Here is a 20,166-nt window from a genome sequence, read left to right on the forward strand (position 1 = left end):
CAGTAATTACTATACCGGGTGGAGCGGTGCAAGAGCGTAAATTCCGGAATAGGAAAATATTTAGGCTTTTCCGGCCGTTGCCAATTTCTCTTCAAGCGACTCGATATGATCCGCATGCGCCCGCATGAAGCCGGACGCGGCTTTTGCGCCCATTGTTTCGATCAGGAGAGCGGCATAGGCATTCGCGACCGCGCTGATGACTTCCATATCGGGCGCTTCGGTCATGGCTTCCGCGACCGCTTTTCGAAATGCCGGTTCCATGATGTCCGCTGTGATCCGGCTGACCCGCTCCTTGTCCTCGGGTGGCAAGGTGCCGGGATTGGACGAATTTTCAGAATCGCTCATTTTATCTTCCTTGAATGATTTCAGGGCACAGATTGCCCTGGGATTGTTTCAGGACACAGACTGCCCGTGCCTCATTCCTCGTTCAGGCCGCGCGCATAAGCGTCGATCAGGGGTTTCATCAGGTATTCCAGCGCCGTGCGTTCGCCCGCCTGGATCAGGACCTCGGCGGGCATCCCCGCCGACAGTTTGACGGCCCCCAGCTTCCGGAGCTCGTCCTCCGGAATTTCCACACGGGCGCGAAAATACTGTTCCCCGGTTTCCCTGACGGTCAGCGCATCACCGGATATTGTTTTCACAATACCGAAAATGGTGGGTGTGTTACGCAGATTGAGGGCGGTAAGCCGGACTTCCGCGTCTTGACCGATGCTCACACTGTCGACATCCGTCGGCGATACCCTTGCGTCGACGACAAGACTTTTGTCCTGGGGCGCGATTTCCATCAATGCCTGGCCGGGATTTACCACGCCGCCGATTGTATGGACCTGCAGGTTCTGGATGATTCCGGACTGGGGCGCGCGGATTTCGATCCGCTTGTAGATATCGTTGGCGACAACGACTCGCTCTTTCAAGTCCGCGATTTCAGCCTGCACCTCGTGCAATTCGGCGACAACCTGTTCCCGGAAGCGCTGTTTCATATTGATGATCTGGCTTTTCGATTCGCCGGCCCCGCTCTGGGCGCGGGCGATGTCGGCATCGTCGCTGCCAACCGCCCCCTTGAGCTGCACCAGGGCACGCTCCATCGCAAGGACCTGTGAGCGCGGATAGAATCCCTTTTTGTAAAGGTCGCGCAGACCAACGATTTCGTCTTCGAAGATGGCGATCTGATCGAGTCGCGATTGCCGCTGGATATTCAGCCCGGAAATCTGCGCGTTATACTGCTCGATCCGTTGCTCCAGGATTGTGATGTTGCCGTTGAAACTCTCCCGGCGCGCGTCAAGCTGATCCTGCTCGTCCGCCACCATTTCCGTGATCGCCGGGACGGCGGATACGCGCTGCTGAATTTCCCCGCTCACCGTTATGGAGTCGTCGCCCCTCAGTTCGGCCTCCAGCCGGGCCGCACGGATCAGGGCCTGATCAAGCTGGTACCGGTATCGGGAAACGGTGGCGCCGGCCTGTATCGGGTTCAAGCGAACAAGCAGCTGATCTTTTGTGACGTGCTCGCCTTCTTCGACATAGACCTCGGCAACAATCCCGCCTTCCAGATGCTGAACGACCTTAAGCTCGCCCTTTACCGAGAGGACCGCCGGCGCCAGAACGGCACGCGCCAAGGGCGCGACGGCAGACCATACGCCGATCCCGCCAAAAATGGCCAGGACGACAATCATACCGAACATAACCACCCCGGAAATGCTCGAGGATGGTCGCTGCATGGAGGGCTTTATGGCTAGGAATTCCGGGGCGGCTCGGGGCGTCGCTTCCTGAATGGACATCACGATATTCCTCTGGTCTTCAGCAACTGTGTCTAGAGCAGCTGGGTCTGGCGGTAATCACGAGCGGGTCCCGTCAGCGGTGGCCAATGCCTTGACTTGCGTTGGCGCGCTCAGCTCATTCATGATCCGGTCTCTTGGCCCGTATTTCACCAGCACGCCGTCCTTCAAGACGGCGATCTGGTCCACGTTGGCCAGCAGTGAGGGGCGATGGCTGATCACGACAACTGTGCAGCCGGCTGCCTTGGCCTGCTGCAAGGCAGCTGACAAAGCCTGCTCGCCGTCCGTATCCAGGTTTGCGTTCGGCTCGTCGAGGATGAGAATGCGCGGCTCGCCATAGAGCGCGCGCGCCAGGGCGACGCGCTGGCGCTGGCCGCCGGAAAGCGCCTGTCCGCCGGCCCCGATGCTCGTATCGTAGCCATCGGGCAACTCGAGAATCATGGTGTGAACGCCCGCCTTCTGGGCAGCCATGACCACGTCGCTCGGCTCAAAGTCCTGGAAGCGCGCAATATTCTCGGCGACCGTGCCATCGAACAATTCGACATCTTGCGGCATATATCCAAGGTGCGGGCCGAGAATTTCCGGATCCCACTGGGCCAGCTCGGCCCCGTCATACCGGATTGATCCAGCCACGACGGGCCAGACCCCGACGAGCGCACGGGCCAGGGAGGATTTTCCGGAGCCGCTGGGCCCGACAAGCCCGACCGAAGTTCCCGGAGCCAGATCCAGTGTCAGCCCCTTTACGACGGGGACACGCCCGCCTGGAGGCACCACCGTGATACCCTGGACGCTGATATGGCCTTTGGGGGCAGGCAGCTCCATCGGAGCCGCCGTTTCAGGCATAGCTTCGAACATTCCGTTCAGGCGTTGGTAGGCGCTTCGGCTGTTCGAGAAATTCTTCCACTGGCCAACGGCCATTTCAACCGGTGCCAGAGCACGCCCCATGATAATTGACGCGGCTATCATCACACCGGGAGATATTTCGTTCTCGATAGCGAGGAAGGCACCGGTCCCAAGGATGGCGACCTGAAGCCCCATGCGGATAAACCGTGAGGCCGCCATGATGCCGCCGGCTCGGTCACTCGCGCGCGACTGATGTGTCAGCGTGTCACCGTGACTGCGCGCCCAGCGGTCCTTGATTGCCGAGATCATCCCCATTGCATGCACAACTTCGGAATTTCTCAGGCTGGCCGTCGCTGTATTCGTCGCCTGTATGCTGACAGCGCCGCCCTTCGACAAAAGATCCTTGGTCATCAACTCGTTGGCCAGGGCCAGGGCAAAAATTATGATCGCCCCCCCAAGGGAGATGAAACCCAGCACCGGATGCAGCAGAAAACCGGCGGCGATGAAAATCGGAACCCAGGGCGCGTCACAAAGCGCAATGATGGCCCCACCGGAAATGAACTCCCGAACCATATCCATATCGCGCAGAGACTGGCCGGACCCCATAGCGGGGTTTCGCACCGAACCGCGGAAAACGGTTCTGAACAGCCGGTCATTCAGGATTTCATCGAATTTCAGACCCGTCCGGACCAGAATGCGTGAGCGAACACCTTCCAGAAGGCCGTAAATCGCAAGCAGCCCCAACGCCAACACCGTCAGCACCAGCAGCGTTACCTCACTGCGGCTCACCAAAACACGATCGTAGATCTGCAGCATGTGCAACGGCGCAACAAACATCAGTAGATTGATGAAAAAGCTGAATAATATCGTAACGCCCAGATTTGCCTTGCAGGCTCCTACAGCCTCTTGAAGGGCGGTCGTGCTCATTTTTTTCATAATCTACAGGAACCGTGATTAGCGTTACGTCATGCCATTTCAGAGACAGCCCGGGCGGAAAACCGGGGCGATAATATACTCCGCCCCTCCATAAGCCCTCGACACTCGATAAGCAATGACTCTATCGCACCGCGGACGGCCATTCTGGGGTCAAGACCAGCCATCAAATCAGCTCTGCAGCCGCAGACCCGCTGAGCACATCAACGAACGTCAACGTTCCCACGCCCCCGAAGGAGATCATCAGATCGTCCCCATTGACGATCTCACTCTGCGAGGCCGAAATCTGATCCGGCGTCAGGAAGAACCACAACAGATCCTTACCGAGCTCAAACCCACTGACAGTGAAGTCTCCGCCGTCATAGAACAGAACGTCAATGGCACTGGAGAGAGACACCCCCTCTCTTCCCAGATAATGCCCTACAATCGGATCAGCCGGGGGTTCCTGGACGACAATCTTCTCTTCCCGATATGAAGGAGGCGAAGCGGCCTCTTTCTCGACATCGCCCGGCACCGCTGTTTCTGATGCGTCGCCATCGTCCATTGAGATTTCCGTCGCGCTGCGAAGGATCGTCCCAACGACAACGTCCCCCGACAACACACCTACCGTGAACAGTTCGCCTCGGCTGTCCATGGAGATCCCGATGTTGCCCAGGCCAAGGCTGCCAGAATCCTCTTTCCACAGCGATACCACCTCGAAAGCTTCACGGGCTATCGCCGAGAGCGACGTAAGATCGCCACCCTCGGGATGAACGGTCTCGACGGCATCTGCGCTCGGCTCTTTGTCAAACCCCTCTTGCGGGATGTCTTGAAGCCTGTCTTCCGCAGCTTCCCCTCTGAGGACAATGAAGTCGGCAAGCTTCTCTTGAAGAGTAGCTGTTTTCTCCACCGCTACCGGGCCCTCATCGGCGTGTTGCATAAAAGCAGGCCAATGATTTGTGGCCAGAACCGTGTTCTCTTGGTGAGCGTTTTCCGCTCCGCTCTCGCCTGCCGTATCGGCGACAATGGCTCCAGCAGGTTTGTTTCTGATAAAGGACTCCGCCGGGGCATCATCGCCGTGGAACGTGTTTTCATCGGCGACAAAGACTGGATCGAGATTCGGCACCAGCTCATGCCCATCCACCGTCACTGCAGACCGATCATCCCACACATTATTCAGATTAAGGCTTTCCACCTCTTGGGACATGAGGCTGTAAGCCATCATCACCGCGCCAAGCAGTGCCGCCTGATTATATCCAGTGGTATCTTCACCAACAGCTTCCATTCGCGCCCCAAGGATCTCTACCTGGGGGGCATCCTCAACACTTTTATCTGAGGCGCCGAAAGGAGACGCGTCCCCGTCAGAGGGGGTTACGGCTTTGGCTAGAACATCTTCGAGAGTTTGCGCCCGCGCTTCGTCAATCGCCATCACAAAAGCGGCTGCGACAAACGCCGTAAGCACGACACTTGGATGCAAGAAAAGCTTTCCGCCCTCCTCCGAGCGAGGCACCATAAGCGGATGGCGTTCCAGCATCTGATTGATGACACTACGTACGTCGCGCCCTCGATAGATGTCTTGGGTCAGAGAGCTAACCGAAACGAAAAAACCGTCGATCCGCGCGAAATGCGCAACCACGTCATCGGTCTCGGGACGCACAAAGACGAGCCAAGGATCACCTTCGTCGGTTTCACCCTGGTCGATTTCAACACGGAGACCAGCACGCGCCATGATATCCGCGATCCGGTAGAACTCCGCGGTCTCTTGAGTAGACCATCCTTGAGGCTGCCGTTCACGGCCAGAGCCCCAATGAAATTGGACAATCGACATACCGACTCCCCTAATGCCCGCCGTCGAAGAAACGAAGATCTATAGAGTTTCTTCTTCCGAAGCTGGAAAAATCAATCGGTACATGTATGGATCGTAATATTGCATGAGGGTTTTCGCTAAATTACGAGGCTCAAGCTCCAAGGCTTCAGCCCAGTCTTCCAATCGCTCGGCCGGGACGCGCCCCCGACCACCCTCAATCTGAGAGATGAAAGTATAGTATTCCATATTGACCCGTCGCGCCAACTCGCGCTGAGACAAGCCCAGATCTTCACGGCGCGCCCGAAGCCAAAGCCCTGCTTCTTTGCGCAATTCCCCCGTAGCAGCGGAGCCTCGCGTCTTTGCCGACAATTGAATGGACATCTCAGCCCTTTCTGGCCAGGTCGACCGTAGATTAATGGGTTAACAACTTACTGTACATCGCGGGCAATGTCCAGCCTTTCCCGTCGCGAAAAAAGCGGAGCTACGTCATCGACTGGCAAGGCAATAGCCTTCAGCGCGCGCTGGGACATTATTTGATCATGGCAACGCGATCGGCGTGCGCCGACAGCAGGTACTCGCTTACACTTCTTCTGGGCTTTGCGTGAAAGAGACGATCCGGTTTCGACCGGCTCTTTTTGCCTCGTAGAGAGCGAGATCGGCGTTTTTCAGAAGCTTGTCGGCGTCAGGAGAGGCGTCGCTCAGCTCAGCGAGGCCGAAGCTGCATGTTACGTTGAACGCGACGGCGTCGGCCTCGAATGCAATCTCTGAAATACCGATGCGCACTCTGTCGAGAAAAGCCACCGCTGCATCCTCCGGAGTCTCCGGCAGGATCCAGCAGAATTCCTCTCCGCCGATCCGCGCGACGATATCCGATGTCCGCAGAGTGCTCTTGAGAAACTCGGAGATCCGTTGCAGCACCAGGTCGCCAACTCCGTGGCCGTGCGCGTCGTTGACCGCTTTAAAGTGGTCGATGTCCATAATCACTATCGCCAGCGCGTTGCCGTAGCGGCGGGCCCTACCGATCTCGTGGTCCAGACAGACTTCAAGATGGCGCCGATTGTAGAGCCCCGTCAGCGGGTCTCTTGTCGCCAGCTCGGTCAGTTTCCGGTTGGCTTCGCCGAGGTCGTGCGTTCGTTCGTCGATTTTGCTTTGCAGCGTTTCGTTGAACTCCTTGAGAGTGACAATCATGACCGAAAAATGTTCGGTCAGTTCCCTGACCTCGCGCCACCCGCCGCCCTCTGGCGGTTTCGCAAGTTCGCCCCTCGTGACTTTCGCAGTGTGAGCCCGTAATTTTTCGATCGGCTTGGCGATAAAGAATGACAGTCCTACACCGGCAAAGATCGCCAGCACGATGATGGAGAGCTCGGCGATGTAGATCAGTTTCGTGTTCCGGTTTACCAGAGCTGCGACTTCCTCTTCGTTGATCTTGGCGACGAGCCCCCAATCGAGTTCGGAGAGGTAGCGCGTTGACGCCAGGACGGGCCTTTCCAGATAGTCCGGAGCGAAGCTCATGACGATCTCGTTGCCCAGCATGGCCTGCGTGATCGGGACGTCGAGCCGGTCCATCGCAACACGCCGCCGGAATGCTGCCTTCTGGTCGTATTTGAGAGGAACAGCGAACAAGGCGTCGCCGCTCTCGTGGCGCACGGCGAACAGCCATTCACCGGTCTCGCCAAGTCCGGTGCGTTGCTGGACCAGTTCGGTAATAAAGGTGGTCTTGAATGCGAGGCGGATATAGCCCGAGACTTTGTGGTCGAACACCAGCGGGGCGACGCTGGTGGCAACAACGTCTTCGCCGTCCTGTGTCAGGTAGATGCTCTCCTTGAAGACCTGATCGGGTTCGAGCCGCCAAGGTGCCGGTTCGGACGATGTCGAGGCGACAAGATTGCTTTGCCGATCATAGACGGAGATTTCTTTCAGAAGGGTCAGCCCTTGTCTCGCATCGAGGATGATGCGGGCGATGTCTTCTGCATAAGCCGCGTCGTGCGTGCGATTCCACTCCGCCATATCGCGCCGAAGCTGTGTTCGGCTGGCGACCAGCGACGTGGTGTCCCGGATCCTGTCGACAGCCCCCAGAAGGCGCTGTTTGGCGATAAGGGACAGGGCCGAGAGATTCTCGGAGAACAGTTGACGCGTATACTGGCCGAATTGACCATTCAGATATTGCAGGCCGAGGAACATGGGGACTGCCGACACGACGACGAACGCAATAATCAAGAGATGCTTGAGACGCATCGTTGTCGATCTCCTAATCGAGGCGCTTTATTGCGGCCAGCGCCCTTCCCCAACACAGACAGAGCGTTTTTGATCGAAAGTGGTGAAAATTTCGCTAATGGCTTCAGCTGACGGAGAGCAACAGAGTGTCCCCATTCGCGAACAATCACCCCCTCCCAATCTGTTATCTTCAACCCATCTCTCATGAAGCGTAGCAGTTCCGCCGCGCTCTGAGCTTTGGAGATCCGCCATGTCGATCCGCGCCGTGAAATCCGAGTCCCATGCCCAGCCGACGATGGAAGGGGCGGGCGTGCATCTGCACCGGGTGTTCGGGTTCGGGGATACGTCCGAGACCGACCCGTTCCTGATGATGGACGATTTCCGCAACGACGATCCGGCGAAATACGCCGCCGGGTTCCCCTGGCATCCGCATCGCGGTATCGAGACCATCACCTACGTGCTAGCGGGCGAGGTCGAGCACGGGGACTCCCTCGGCAATCACGGGGTGCTCGGCGCGGGCTCGGTACAATGGATGACGGCGGGCTCCGGCATCATGCATCAGGAGATGCCGCGCGGAAACGCCAGCGGCCAGATGCATGGCTTCCAGCTCTGGGCCAACCTGCCCTCGGCGCACAAGATGACCACGCCGCGCTACCAGGACATTTCCGGGGGCGACATTCCGGAGATCACGGACGATGACGGCACGAAGGTGAAGATCATCACCGGCAATTTCTGGGGCAAGCGCGGCCCTGTCGACGGCATCGCGGCCGATCCGCTCTATCTCGATATCTCCGTGCCGCCAAACACGACTCGGCGGCTCCCGGTGGACACCAGAGCGAATGCCTTCGCCTATATCTTCGCCGGCGCCGGACGGTTCCGGGACGCGTCCAACCCGGTGGGTGTGCTGGTGGAGAAGGAATTCGCCGGTGAGGAGCTGACGGCCCGCGACATGTCCGGCAACCGCACGCTGGTGAAATTCGACAGCGGCGACGAAATCAGCGTCACCACCGGCCCCGAAGGTATCCGCTTCCTGCTCGTCGCCGGAAAGCCGATCAAAGAGCCGGTCGCCTGGCACGGCCCGATCGTGATGAACACGAAAGAGGAACTGCGGCAGGCAATCCACGACCTCAATAACGGCACCTTCATCCGCGAAGGCGCGACAGGGATCTGAGGGCGTTCTCCTGCCCCCTCGTCGGTATCCCGACACAGGTCAGGATCCACCGTTCATAGAGCGGAGACCGTCATCATGGATCCCGATTTTCATCGGGATGACGGTTTTGGGCGGTAGGAGCGGGACTCACTCCTTATGCTTCGCCTGCTGGTCAAAGAAGGATGCGGTCGAGGGTAGTTGCGGCAGGGTGATCTCGTAAGGGATCGCCCGCACCCGGCCGGTCCGGACGCCGCGCACCACGGTGCCTTCGAACTTGTTCGGCATGGGGCTGGGGGAGACCGGCACGGAATCTTCCGCCGAATAGACCGAGATGAACAGCGTGCGCGGGTTTGCCGAGCGATTCGGGGCGGAGCCGTGCAGCAGGCGGGTGTGCATCAGGCAGACCGAGCCTGCGGGTCCGATACTGCGGACGGCCTTTCTCTGGCACTCCTCCGCGATGGCGTCATCGATGGCGCCGGTGAACACACCGTCATGCCAGAGGCCGTGGATCTCTCCCTTGTGAGAGCCGGGGAGCACTTCCAGCGGGCCGTTCTCTTCCGTTACCTCGTCCACCATGAGCAGCGCCGTGATCACGTCGTCATTGGTGTGCGGGGTGAAGGGGAAATCCTGGTGCCATTTTACCTGGGTGGCGCCGCCGGGCAGCTTGGAATTGATCTTCGAGTGATGGAATTTCAGATTCGGGCCGATCAGGTCGGCGACGCAATCGGTCATGTGGCTGGAGGCCATCGCCTCGTAATAGGCCTCGGACACCTCGACCGGCGCATTGACCCGGCGCAGGCCCGGTTTCTCTGACGTGTGGCCCGGCTCCACGTCGAAACGCGGCTTGTTGTTGATGGTCTCGCCATAGGGGGCGGCATGGCCCCGGCTTTCCTCGACCCAGCCGCTGAAAGTATCGCGCAACCGCCCGAGCAGGTCCGGCGAGACCGCGTTTTCGATGGTGAGATAGCCGTCGCGCCAGAAGGCATCCCTTTGCGCGTCGCTGAGACCGGCCATCGCATTTTCTCCCGTGCTTGCGTGTGAACCTGCTTCAGGCTACGGACAGATCCCATGACGGTGCAAGCATTCCTCGACCAGGCATTTCTGGACAAAGTCTCCAACAAGAGCGCGCGGATAGGCGTGATCGGGCTCGGCTATGTCGGCCTGCCCCTGGCGCTGGCCTGCCTGAAGGCCGGGTTCCGGGTGATCGGCTACGATATCGACGGTGCCAAGATAGCGGCGCTGACGGCGGAGCGGTCCTATCTGCCGCATATCCCGGTGGACGGGCTTGGCGCGCAGATTGCGGCGGGGGATTTTCTGGCGACGGCAGAGATCGCTGACCTCGGCGATGCGGATGCGGTGCTGATCTGTGTGCCGACGCCGCTGACCCCTGAGCGCGATCCGGACCTGCGCTATGTCCGCGATACCGCCGCCGCGCTGGCGCCGGTGCTGAAACCGGGCGCGCTGGTGGTGCTGGAATCGACGACCTATCCCGGCACCACCGACGAGGTGCTGCGGCCAATTCTGGAAGCCACCGGGCGCCGGGTTGGTGAGGACCTGTTCCTCGCCTTCGCGCCGGAGCGGGAAGATCCCGGCAACGCGCATTATTCCATCGGCCGTATTCCGAAAGTGGTCGGCGGTGTCGACGAGGCTTCCGGAACGCTCGCCGTGGCGCTCTACAGCGCCGTGCTGGAAAAGGTCGTGCCGGTCTCGAGCGCCGCGACGGCGGAGGCGGTGAAGATCACCGAGAATGTATTCCGGGCGGTGAATATCGCGCTGGTGAACGAGTTGAAGGTAATTTACGGCGCCATGGATATCGATGTCTGGGAAGTCATCGAGGCGGCCTCGACCAAGCCCTTCGGCTACATGCCGTTCTATCCGGGCCCGGGCCTCGGCGGGCACTGCATTCCGATCGACCCGTTCTATCTTGCCTGGAAGGCCCGCAGCGTTGGCCAGTCGACCCGCTTTATCGAGCTTGCGGGCGAGATCAACCGGGCGATGCCGGATTATGTCATCGACCGGCTGCGCGAGGCGGTGGACCGGCAGTCGGGCAAGGGCCTGAACGGCGCCGACATCCTACTGATCGGCATGGCCTACAAGAAGAACGTGGCGGACCAGCGCGAAAGCCCGGCCCTGACCATTCTGGAGAAGCTCCGGGCGGCGGGAGCGCAGGTAGGCTTCCACGATCCATGGATTCCGGAAATCCTGCCATCACGGGAGTTCGGCATGCTTGCGGGGGGCAAGAGCGAGGCTCTGACGGCTGAGCGCCTTGCTGCGGTGGATGCCGTGCTGATCGTCACCGATCACGACGATGTGGATTACGGGCTGCTGGCGGAGCATGCCAGGCTGGTTGTGGACACGCGCAACGCGATGAGGGCACGCGGTCTGACCGGCGACTATATCGTTTCGGCCTGACGGGTATGCCTTGCCAAATCGATATAATTGCATGGTTTCGCACCACAAGCTGCGCGGCACGCTCTAGTAATACGAGATCGGTTTCGAGCCACCACTCGTCCATCTTGTGATATGCGGCGAGTTATGTTGAAGATGATGTTGAAATTCAACGGAGATCAAAATCAATGGTGAAAAACAGCGCGCCTGGGATCGCGGTGGTCACCGGTGGCGGCGGTTTCATTGGTAGCCACATGGTCGACCTCCTGCTGGCTCAAGGCTTCCGGGTGCATGTGGTCGATAATTTCTCCGGCGGGCACCGCTCGAATTTGAAGCATCATGCGGACAATCCGGAGCTCAAGATATTCGAGGCCGACATCCGGGACATCGGGTCCATCAAACCGGCCTTTGAGGGTGCGCGGTTCGTATATCACTTCGCTGGCATAGGGGACGTCGTGCCATCGATCGAGCAACCGATTGAGTATATGGCGACAAACGTGCAGGGCACGGTTCATGTCCTCGAATGCGCGCGGGCGGCAAATGTCGAGAAGTTCGTTTATGCAGCCTCGTCATCCTGCTACGGGCTCGCGGACACGCCGACAATCGAATCTCACCCGGCACGGCCTGAATATCCATACGCTTTGAGCAAGTACCAGGGTGAGCAGGCGGTGATGCACTGGCATCAGGTTTACGGACTGCCGGCCAATTCGGTCAGGATCTTCAACGCCTACGGGACGAGGGTCCGAACCACGGGAGCCTATGGCGCGGTTTTCGGGGTCTTTCTTCGGCAAAAACTCGCGGGGAAGCCCTTTACCGTTGTCGGTGACGGCACGCAACGGCGGGATTTCATATACGCATCCGATCTGGCGCGGGCATTTCATGCGGCGGCTCTGACAGAGGCAAGTGGCGAGATCTACAATGCCGGCGGAGGCAACCCACAATCGATTAACCGGCTTGTCGAGCTGATCGGCGGCGAGGTGGTTTACGTCCCAAAACGTCCTGGAGAGCCGGACGTTACATGGGCCGACAACTCCAAGATTCAGGAGGAGCTTGGGTGGACACCGCAAGTGTCCTTCGAAGATGGTGTGGCCCGCATGCTCGCCGATATCGAACACTGGAAAGACGCCCCGCTCTGGGATCCGAGTTCGATCGCGGATGCGACAAAGTCATGGTTCGCCTATCTGGGTGATGGCGCCAAAGCCTAGGCAATGTCCGTATTCAGGTAAGCGTAGAAACCAATGCCTTCGAAACGAAAGCCATCAAGGTTCATAACGGCAGTTTTCTCATCACTATCGGCCGTAAAGAAATGCCCGCCTGTAACGGTATTAAAAAATCTATAGATGGGTTCCGTTGACGCCGTGTCTTCGTCAAAAGCACGAAACCCAACCCCCTCAAAACCGAACTCCTCCATCAACATAACTTGTGATTTTTCTTCTTCATTTGCCGTAAAGAAATGACTTCCAAGAGTTTTGTTGAAAAATCGATAAATAGGAACAGACAGCTCAACGTCCGTCGCGGCCTGGGACAGGGCCTCAAACCCAACCCCTTCCGACTGGAAAACAGAAGCCGCCACAACACTGTCTTTTTCTGTTACTTCCGCAGTAAAGAAATGCCCGCCAACTGAGTCATTCAGAAATCGATAGACATCTATTTTTTCAATATTTGACGCTCCATAAATTGCTTCAGCCGCAGCGATATCATCAGCTTGAAGGCCGGATACGTCGCTATTGTAAAATTCATTCATCAACGCGTCGGTAATGGACGTGTGACCGATGCCTATCGCATGGCCAATTTCATGGGTGGTTACATACACGAAGTCGGTTTGTGAGGACGGTGAATTGCCCCCTGTGGACCAGTTTTCATCTCGGTCAAGCCTGATGACAACCCGATCAAGTGGGCCGCTTGAAGGAACGATCGCAGCGCCAAGCGTACCGCCTTCCCCATCGATATTCGCCCAACCTATTCGAATGTCTACATCGGATGAATCGGAAACCAATTTAAACTGAACATTCGCTACATCTTCCCATGCAGAAAAAGCTGATGTGACATCGGTTTGAAAGGCTTCTTCGGTAATGAAGGAATCAAAATCAGCAAACTGATTGCCAAAATTGGATTCTGCAAAACTATAGGTAACTGTCCCGCCTGTGGTTTGGGCAACCTGGCTGCCGCCCCATTTCTGACCATAAATTCTGAACGATTCGGTAAAGAAATTCACAATGTTGGATCCATTTGTGAAAGGCGGCGATGTCGTGTCATCCAAGGATGATCCAGAAAGAGTAAATAGCGAGAAAACATTATTTTATTCAAGAACTCTCAGGTGCTTGTTCGTTTTTCTTGTTCTCCTCTCCTGAATCATTCGCACACTCGAACCAAACGTCGCCCGCTTGAAGGTTCCCAATCTCGCGAGCAATGATTTCACAATTATGGGCTTTCGCACGCTGGAGAGCAGATCAATCATCATCGATTTTGTGTGACTGCAGATGAAAAACAAGCCTAGGTCACATATCCCTATCCTGGATTCCCGCCATCTAGGGTCCTGTAACCCGCTTCATCTGAGCACATTCTATGATGATGGTGCACCTAGACCAGACGGGTTTCGAGCGGTCGATGCACAAAGAAGCGGGCAGACCACTGGTGACGCCTTTCCTCGTTTTCATAAAATCGCCACACGGCGCGGTTTGACCGGCGCCCCCGCCGACATGCTATGGGAGAGGGGTCGAGCAGAATTAAGATCGCCCGGAGCCGCACCATGGAACTGAAATTCGATTCCCGCACGGATATTCTCGAGGTCTTCCCGACCCGGTTGTTCATGTTTGCCATCGACGGCTGCGCGCCGCTCAATGACGCCCTGAAAGCCGCCGTCCTGACCCGTGAGGTATCAGGCGAGACGAATGCCGGTGGCGTCGTCGGCGGCTGGCGCTCCAGCGGGGATCTGTTTGAGTGGCCGGACAAGGGCGTCGACACCATCCGGCAGACCGCTCTCGGCGCCGTCCAGGCCGTGGTGCCGCAGATCGCTGGCAGGGACTGCACATTCGATGTCCGGCTCTCCGGTTCGGCAACGGTTCTGCGTTACGGCGCTTACGAGAAAAGTCATCTGAAACCGGGGCATCATCTGACGATGATTTATACGGTCGAAGCGGGCGATGCGCCCAATGCCGACGCGCCGGAGAGCGGCACCATCGAGATCGACGATCCGCGCGGCGCCGCCTGTCTTGCAGGACTGCCGATAGACCCTGTTGGTAGCCCCATGCTGGTGGCAGCCAAGAATGGCCAGCTCACGGTCTTCCCGAGTTGGCTCACCTTCCGCACAAACCCGTATTACGGGGATGGCGAGCGGATCACGCTGACACTCGCGGCGGAAATCCTGAACCTGAAGCGATCCTGATTTTCAGACGGAAATATTGACCAGAGAGCCGCGCTGCAGATCTTCGGCGAGGGCAACCCGCTCAGCTCCCTCTGCCTCGGACAAAGCACGGCGGCGCTGGTCGGCACGATCGGAGGCGGCGGAAGCAGCGCTCTGCGCATCGCTCAAATCGGCCTCGCGCCGGGCGACGGCATCCTCTGCGGAACGCAGCGCGGACTGGGCTTGCGTCACGGCGGCACTTTGCTGACCGGATGAGCCGAGAACCGCGGTTGCGGCAACCGCCGCACTGTTTTCCGCCGCAACAGGTGCGCCGGATTCCGTGGGCGAGCTTATCTGCCCCGTTCCATTGCGGTTCAGGGTACTGAGTTGAGGCGCTATCGAAGCCGTCGCAGTGATGGCCATTTCTGGATGTCCGGTTCCGGCCCGCCGGGGCGGGGCTTCCCTTCGATATAGGCATGAATGTAGCCGATTTCAGCCTCTCCGTCGACGCGCTCCCTTGACACTGCCCCCACACCGTCCGACAAGGGTTTTGCTGACGGTTCCCGCCCTTTCATTCGGAGGGGGGGATCAAAAGGGAACGCGGTCGGTTCGGCGTGTCTGCCGGATCAAGCCGCGGCTGCCCCCGCAACTGTAGCCGGCGAGCGGTCTGTCCCGAAGCCACTGGACGCAGGATTTCCTGCATCCGGGAAGGCGGACAGAACGTTATGACCCGGCGAGCCAGGAGACCTGCCGTCAGCATCGTCGCCCGCCTTGATCCGGGGTGTGATCAGGGCACGGTCTTCCGTTCGGTGACGAGAGCGCAACGCACCGGTCCAAGGCATAATGCCGTGGAAGGCCCAGGAGACAGACATGACAGAGAAGATCCCCGCCACCGTTATCACCGGCTTTCTTGGCGCCGGCAAAACCAGCCTGATCCGGCATTTGGTCGAGCATAACGGCGCCCGCCGCTTCGCCTTCATCATCAACGAATTCGGCGATCTCGGCGTCGACCGGGAGCTGCTGACCGGCTGCGGCATCGAAGGCTGCAGTGACGATGACGTAGTGGAACTTGCCAACGGTTGCATCTGCTGCACCGTAGCGGACGATTTCCTGCCCGCCATCGAAGCCATCCTGGCCCGTCCGGAGCGCCCCGATCACATCATCATTGAGACCTCCGGCCTCGCCCTGCCAAAGCCGCTGGTGAAAGCCTTCGCCTGGCCGGAGGTGCGTACCCGCATCACCGTCGACGGTGTGGTCACCGTGATCGACGCAGCCGCCGTTTCCGAAGGCCGTTTCGCCGACGACCACGACGCGGTGCAGGACCAGCGCACGGCGGACGAGTCCCTCGACCATGAAAGCCCGCTGGAAGAGCTGTTCGAGGAACAACTTCAATGCGCCGACATGGTCGTCCTGAACAAGACCGACCTGCTGGACGAGGCGGGCCTCGCGAAAGTGCACGAAATCGTTGCGCCCTACCTCAGGAGCGCGGTGAAGACCGTCACCAGCGCCCATGGCCAACTCGGCGCGGATGTACTGCTCGGCCTTGGCGCGGCAGCGGAAGACGATCTCGACAGCCGCCCCTCGCACCATGACGACGGACACGAGCACGACCACGAGGATTTCGACAGTTTCGTGCTGCCGCTCGGCGTGGTCGATGACGCGGAAGCTCTTGAGGAACGCATCATCGCCGCCGTCGAGAGCCACGACATTCTGCGCGTAAAAGGCTTTCTCGATATTCCGGGCAAGCCGATGCGGCAGGTTATCCAGGGCGTCGGCCCGCGCATCCAGCGCTATTTCGACCGCGACTGGCAGGCCGGTGAAACACGCGCTTCAAGGCTCGTGGTAATCGGTCATCACGGGCTCGACCGGGACGCCATCGCCAGCGCCATCTCCGGATAATTCCACCGAACCGCACAAGGCGGAGGCTCCATGCATCTCCTCGCGGCAACTCCCGGCTCGGTCACGGACGGCAGCGAAGCTGTCGATCTCGGCCAGACGCCGGGCGACATCCTGTTCCTGAGCGCGGCGGACACCGAACTCGCCTGCCTCGCGCAAGGCTATGCTCAGGTCACGGCGGACCACGATGGACCGTTCCCCAGCCTGCGGCTGGCGAACCTGATGCAGCTCGGGCACAATCTCTCCGTTGACCTCTATGTCGAAGAGATGGCCGTCCACGCCAAGATGATCGTGGTCCGGGTGATCGGCGGCACCGGGTACTGGCCCTATGGCGTCGAGCAGCTCGCAGCGATCTGCCGGAAGAAAAAGATCCCGCTCGCCTTCCTGCCCGGTGACGATCAGCCGGACCCGGAGCTGACCGGGTATGGCAGCCTCGATACCGCTGCAACACAGCGGCTCTGGCGCTACATGATCGAGGGCGGGATCGGCAATGCCGCCGAGGTCATCCGTTTCGCCGCCAGCCTGATCGGAACGGAAACCGAGTGGCGTGAGCCGGCACCTCTGCCAAAGGCGGGATATTACCTGCCCGGCATGGCTCATCCGTCTCTGGAAGAGGTACTGGCCGCGTCTGAACCCGGCGCGCATCCGGCGCCTATCGTCTTTTATCGGGCACTCGTACAGGCCGGCAACACGGCTCCGGTGGATGCATTGATCGAGGCGATGCGGTCTGAGGGTCTGGCCCCGGTACCAATCTTTGCCTCCAGCCTGAAGGACCCGGTCTCCGCCGGTCTTGTGCGTGGTGCCATCGAACAGGCACCGCCGGGCGTGATCCTGAACGCCACCGGATTTGCGGTCTCCAAACCGGGCGCACCAGGGACCGAAACCCCATTCGATGGTGGCGATTGCACGGTGCTGCAGGTGATCTTTTCCGGCGGCAACCGGGAGAATTGGGAAACCTCGACCAACGGCCTTTCCGCCCGCGATATCGCCATGAACGTGGCCCTGCCGGAGGTCGACGGCCGGGTGCTGGCCCGCGCCGTCTCCTTCAAGGCGGAAGCCCGCCGGGATGAAGCGACTGAATGCTCCCTCGTCACCTATGAGCCAGTGCCGGATCGTATCACCTTCACGGCGAAGCTCGCGGCGGCGTGGGCCCGCCTGCGCGCTACCGATGCGAAAAAGCGCAAGCTGGCGATCGTGCTGGCCAATTACCCGAACAAGGACGGGCGGCTCGGCAACGGCGTCGGGCTGGACACCCCGGCCGGGACCGTCACCGTGCTGCGGGCGCTGGCCGAGGCCGGGTACGGCGTGCGCGATATCCCGATCAACGGCGATGCCCTGATCGGCCGGCTCTCCGTCGGGCCGACAAACGATCTCTCCGACCGGGCCTCCCGCAAGGGCGGCGCGCTGCTGTCACTTGCCGATTACAAGCTGGCCTACGCAAGGCTCCCGGAGACTGTCCGCACCGAGATCGAGGAACGCTGGGGGCCACCCGAAAGCGATCCTTTCGTCTCCGGCGATGCCTTCCGGCTTTCGGTCCTCTCCCTCGGCAACGTGCTCGTCGGCATCCAGCCCGCGCGTGGGTACAATATCGACCCGACGGCGAGCTATCACGACCCGGACCTGGTCCCGCCACACGGATATCTCGCCTTCTATATCTGGCTGCGCGAGCAGTTCGGCGCCCATGGCGTCGTCCATATGGGCAAGCACGGCAACATGGAATGGCTGCCGGGCAAATCGCTGGCCCTGTCCGAGAGCTGCTATCCCGAGGCCGTGTTCGGTGCGATGCCGCATCTCTATCCCTTCATCGTCAACGATCCGGGCGAGGGAACGCAGGCGAAACGCCGCTCCGCCGCCGTCATCATCGACCATCTGACACCGCCGCTGACCCGGGCCGAGAGCTACGGCCCGCTGAAGGAACTGGAAGCGCTGGTAGACGAATATTATCAGGCCGCCGGGGTCGATCCGCGCCGCCTGAAACTCCTGTCGGAGCAGATCCTGGAGAAGATGGCCTCCATCGGTCTCGACAAGGATCTCGGCCTCTCCGACCGGGACGGCGAGGCGGAGAAACTGAACCGGCTGGACGGTTATCTGTGCGAGTTGAAGGAACTGCAGATCCGGGACGGGCTGCACATCTTCGGTGCCGCACCGGAAGGCCGCCTGCTGGACGATCTGCTGACCGCGCTGGTCCGCGTGCCGCGTGGCCAGGGCGAGGGCGGAGACGCTTCCCTGCAACGGGCGCTGGCACGTGACCTCGGGCTTGAGCTGGATGGTGAGCCTTTCGACCCTCTGGCCGCCGATATGGGCGCGCCCTGGGAAGGAGCACGCCCGGACGCGCTTGCCGCTGTTGATGACCAGTTCTGGCGAACCCATGGTGACACCGTGGAGCGGCTGGAACTGCTGGCGCACGATCTCATCGCCGGGCGCCGGGAAGCCGCGCCCGAATGGGAGCGCACCGGCGCCGTGCTGGAAGCGGTCGACACTCATCTCCGCCCGACCGTCACAAGTTGCGGCGATACGGAACGCGCGGGCCTGCTGACCGGCCTCGCCGGGCGCTTCGTTGCTCCCGGCTCCTCCGGCGCGCCGACACGCGGACGGCCGGATGTGCTGCCGACGGGCCGGAATTTCTATTCCGTCGATACCCGCGCGGTGCCAACCCCGGCCGCCTGGCAACTCGGCTGGAAATCGGCCTCCCTGCTGCTCGAACGCTACCGGCAGGAGAACGGCGCCTGGCCCGAGCGGCTGGCGATCTCCGCCTGGGGCACCGCCAACATGCGGACCGGCGGCGACGATATCGCCCAGGCCCTCGCCCTGATGGGTGTGAAGCCGGAATGGGACGTCGCCAGTGGCCGCGTCACCGGTTTCGAGATCCTGCCCACCTCCGTGCTCGACCGGCCACGTATCGATGTCACCTTCCGGGTCTCCGGCTTCTTCCGCGACGCTTTCCCGTTCCAGATCGACCTCTTGGACAGCGCCGCCCGTGCGGTCGCAAAGCTGGACGAACCGGCAGCACAGAACCCGCTCGCGGCACGCTACAAGGCCGACGCGGACGCCTTCGTGAACGCAGGCGCCAGTCGGGAGGCGGCGGAGAAGCAGGCGGGTTATCGCGTTTTCGGCTCAAAGCCCGGAGCCTATGGCGCCGGCCTGCAGGCAATGATCGACGAGCAGCTCTGGGAAAACGAGGAAGACCTCGCAAACGCCTATGTTGCCTGGGGCGGCTATGCCTATGGGCAGGGCGCCGAGGGCGAGGCCGCGCACGCGCTTTTCGAGTCGCGTCTGAAAGATGTGGAGCTGGTGCTGCACAATCAGGACAACCGCGAGCACGACCTGCTCGACAGTGACGATTACTACCAGTTCGAGGGCGGCATCACCGCCGCCATCCGGCATCTTTCGGGTGCCCAACCGACGGTCTATCACAACGACCATTCCCGGCCCGAACAACCTCGTATCCGCTCACTCGAGGAAGAGGTCGCGCGTGTCGTCCGCGCCCGTGTGGTCAATCCGAAATGGATCGCGGGCGTGATGCGGCACGGCTACAAGGGCGCCTTCGAAATGGCCGCCACCGTCGATTACATGTTCGCCTTCGCCGCCACCGCGCGCTGCGTCGGTGATCATCATTTCGATGCCGTGTTCGACGCCTATCTCGGCGATGACGAGGTCCGCACCTTCCTGGAGCGGCACAATCCGGCCGCGCTGAAGGAGATGGCGGCGAAGCTCAGGGAAGCACTGGATCGCGGGTTATGGCGTCCGCGCCGGAACGCGGCGCATGAGGAATTGACGGCATTGGCTGGTTGACCCACGTGGGTTGCCGGGTGCCATGATGGACGGCAAGAGGGAGCGAGAA

General features: G+C 60.2%; 15 protein-coding genes and 1 riboswitch. Of the genes, 6 read left to right on the top strand and 9 right to left on the bottom strand.

Annotation, left to right across the window (positions count from 1 at the left end):
* Nucleotides 1-60: 60 nt before the first annotated feature.
* From IG629_RS10770 to IG629_RS10795, 6 genes are all read right to left on the bottom strand, one after another.
* Nucleotides 61-345, bottom strand: a complete 285-nt coding sequence (locus IG629_RS10770; RefSeq protein ID WP_193171955.1) for a hypothetical protein — start codon at nt 343-345, stop codon at nt 61-63.
* A gap of 71 nt (nt 346-416) precedes the next feature.
* On the bottom strand, nt 417-1,679 hold the full coding sequence (locus tag IG629_RS10775) for an HlyD family type I secretion periplasmic adaptor subunit (RefSeq protein ID WP_193171956.1): 1,263 nt from the start codon (nt 1,677-1,679) through the stop codon (nt 417-419).
* A 153-nt stretch (nt 1,680-1,832) separates the two neighbouring features.
* Nucleotides 1,833-3,542 carry a type I secretion system permease/ATPase gene (locus IG629_RS10780; protein ID WP_193171957.1) on the bottom strand — a complete coding sequence of 570 codons (1,710 nt, stop codon included), beginning with the start codon at nt 3,540-3,542 and terminating at the stop codon, nt 1,833-1,835.
* A gap of 172 nt (nt 3,543-3,714) precedes the next feature.
* Nucleotides 3,715-5,355 (bottom strand): hypothetical protein, encoded by a 1,641-nt coding sequence (locus tag IG629_RS10785; RefSeq protein WP_193171958.1) that lies wholly within the window; start codon nt 5,353-5,355, stop codon nt 3,715-3,717.
* Nucleotides 5,356-5,394: 39 nt separating this feature from the next.
* Nucleotides 5,395-5,715 (bottom strand): helix-turn-helix domain-containing protein, encoded by a 321-nt coding sequence (locus IG629_RS10790; protein WP_193171959.1) that lies wholly within the window; start codon nt 5,713-5,715, stop codon nt 5,395-5,397.
* 198 nt (nt 5,716-5,913) lie between these two features.
* Nucleotides 5,914-7,569: a sensor domain-containing diguanylate cyclase gene (locus IG629_RS10795; protein ID WP_193171960.1), complete on the bottom strand. Its 1,656-nt coding sequence runs from the start codon at nt 7,567-7,569 to the stop codon at nt 5,914-5,916.
* 229 nt (nt 7,570-7,798) lie between these two features.
* Between IG629_RS10795 and IG629_RS10800 the strand changes: the two genes are divergently transcribed.
* Nucleotides 7,799-8,719 carry a pirin family protein gene (locus tag IG629_RS10800; protein ID WP_193171961.1) on the top strand — a complete coding sequence of 307 codons (921 nt, stop codon included), beginning with the start codon at nt 7,799-7,801 and terminating at the stop codon, nt 8,717-8,719.
* Between the two features lie 126 nt (nt 8,720-8,845).
* Here IG629_RS10800 and IG629_RS10805 read toward each other — a convergent pair whose 3' ends face one another.
* Nucleotides 8,846-9,712: a phytanoyl-CoA dioxygenase family protein gene (locus tag IG629_RS10805; protein WP_028466582.1), complete on the bottom strand. Its 867-nt coding sequence runs from the start codon at nt 9,710-9,712 to the stop codon at nt 8,846-8,848.
* 54 nt (nt 9,713-9,766) lie between these two features.
* Here IG629_RS10805 and IG629_RS10810 point away from each other — a divergent pair, with 54 nt between their 5' ends.
* Both IG629_RS10810 and IG629_RS10815 read left to right on the top strand, forming a co-directional pair.
* Nucleotides 9,767-11,110, top strand: coding sequence for a nucleotide sugar dehydrogenase (locus tag IG629_RS10810; RefSeq protein WP_193171962.1), 1,344 nt, complete (start codon nt 9,767-9,769; stop codon nt 11,108-11,110).
* A 164-nt stretch (nt 11,111-11,274) separates the two neighbouring features.
* The gene (locus IG629_RS10815; RefSeq protein ID WP_193171963.1) at nt 11,275-12,291 is read left to right on the top strand and encodes a GDP-mannose 4,6-dehydratase; all 1,017 of its coding nucleotides are present in this window, start codon (nt 11,275-11,277) and stop codon (nt 12,289-12,291) included.
* On the opposite strand, the gene IG629_RS10820 is transcribed toward IG629_RS10815, so the two are convergent.
* Entirely contained in the window at nt 12,288-13,346 is a 1,059-nt protein-coding gene (locus IG629_RS10820; protein ID WP_193171964.1) for a matrixin family metalloprotease, read from the bottom strand. The two genes, IG629_RS10815 and IG629_RS10820, sit on opposite strands and share 4 nt — an antisense overlap.
* 489 nt (nt 13,347-13,835) lie before the next feature.
* On the opposite strand from IG629_RS10820, the gene IG629_RS10825 reads away from it, so the two are divergent.
* Nucleotides 13,836-14,471: a putative 2OG-Fe(II) oxygenase gene (locus IG629_RS10825; RefSeq protein WP_193171965.1), complete on the top strand. Its 636-nt coding sequence runs from the start codon at nt 13,836-13,838 to the stop codon at nt 14,469-14,471.
* Between the two features lie 3 nt (nt 14,472-14,474).
* Here IG629_RS10825 and IG629_RS10830 read toward each other — a convergent pair whose 3' ends face one another.
* Nucleotides 14,475-14,852, bottom strand: a complete 378-nt coding sequence (locus IG629_RS10830; RefSeq protein ID WP_193171966.1) for a hypothetical protein — start codon at nt 14,850-14,852, stop codon at nt 14,475-14,477.
* Nucleotides 14,853-14,969: 117 nt separating this feature from the next.
* Nucleotides 14,970-15,198: riboswitch (cobalamin riboswitch) on the top strand.
* Between the two features lie 101 nt (nt 15,199-15,299).
* Here IG629_RS10830 and cobW point away from each other — a divergent pair.
* Entirely contained in the window at nt 15,300-16,328 is a 1,029-nt protein-coding gene (gene cobW / locus IG629_RS10835) for a cobalamin biosynthesis protein CobW (protein ID WP_193171967.1), read from the top strand.
* 30 nt (nt 16,329-16,358) lie between these two features.
* On the top strand, nt 16,359-20,117 hold the full coding sequence (cobN, locus tag IG629_RS10840; RefSeq protein ID WP_193171968.1) for a cobaltochelatase subunit CobN: 3,759 nt from the start codon (nt 16,359-16,361) through the stop codon (nt 20,115-20,117).
* Nucleotides 20,118-20,166 lie beyond the last annotated feature (49 nt).

This window comes from Nisaea nitritireducens, from assembly GCF_014904795.1.
Taxonomy (GTDB): Bacteria; Pseudomonadota; Alphaproteobacteria; order Thalassobaculales; family Thalassobaculaceae; genus Nisaea; species Nisaea nitritireducens.

What these genes read in the sequence shown, in the direction of transcription:
- IG629_RS10770 (WP_193171955.1), bottom strand. Translation starts at nt 345, where the DNA reads ATGAGCGATTCTGAAAATTCGTCCAATCCCGGCACCTTGCCACCCGAG.
- IG629_RS10775 (WP_193171956.1), bottom strand. Translation starts at nt 1,679, where the DNA reads ATGTTCGGTATGATTGTCGTCCTGGCCATTTTTGGCGGGATCGGCGTA.
- IG629_RS10780 (WP_193171957.1), bottom strand. Translation starts at nt 3,542, where the DNA reads ATGAGCACGACCGCCCTTCAAGAGGCTGTAGGAGCCTGCAAGGCAAAT.
- IG629_RS10785 (WP_193171958.1), bottom strand. Translation starts at nt 5,355, where the DNA reads ATGTCGATTGTCCAATTTCATTGGGGCTCTGGCCGTGAACGGCAGCCT.
- IG629_RS10790 (WP_193171959.1), bottom strand. Translation starts at nt 5,715, where the DNA reads ATGTCCATTCAATTGTCGGCAAAGACGCGAGGCTCCGCTGCTACGGGG.
- IG629_RS10795 (WP_193171960.1), bottom strand. Translation starts at nt 7,569, where the DNA reads ATGCGTCTCAAGCATCTCTTGATTATTGCGTTCGTCGTCGTGTCGGCA.
- IG629_RS10800 (WP_193171961.1), top strand. Translation starts at nt 7,799, where the DNA reads ATGTCGATCCGCGCCGTGAAATCCGAGTCCCATGCCCAGCCGACGATG.
- IG629_RS10805 (WP_028466582.1), bottom strand. Translation starts at nt 9,712, where the DNA reads ATGGCCGGTCTCAGCGACGCGCAAAGGGATGCCTTCTGGCGCGACGGC.
- IG629_RS10810 (WP_193171962.1), top strand. Translation starts at nt 9,767, where the DNA reads ATGACGGTGCAAGCATTCCTCGACCAGGCATTTCTGGACAAAGTCTCC.
- IG629_RS10815 (WP_193171963.1), top strand. Translation starts at nt 11,275, where the DNA reads ATGGTGAAAAACAGCGCGCCTGGGATCGCGGTGGTCACCGGTGGCGGC.
- IG629_RS10825 (WP_193171965.1), top strand. Translation starts at nt 13,836, where the DNA reads ATGGAACTGAAATTCGATTCCCGCACGGATATTCTCGAGGTCTTCCCG.
- IG629_RS10830 (WP_193171966.1), bottom strand. Translation starts at nt 14,852, where the DNA reads ATGGCCATCACTGCGACGGCTTCGATAGCGCCTCAACTCAGTACCCTG.
- cobW (WP_193171967.1), top strand. Translation starts at nt 15,300, where the DNA reads ATGACAGAGAAGATCCCCGCCACCGTTATCACCGGCTTTCTTGGCGCC.
- cobN (WP_193171968.1), top strand. Translation starts at nt 16,359, where the DNA reads ATGCATCTCCTCGCGGCAACTCCCGGCTCGGTCACGGACGGCAGCGAA.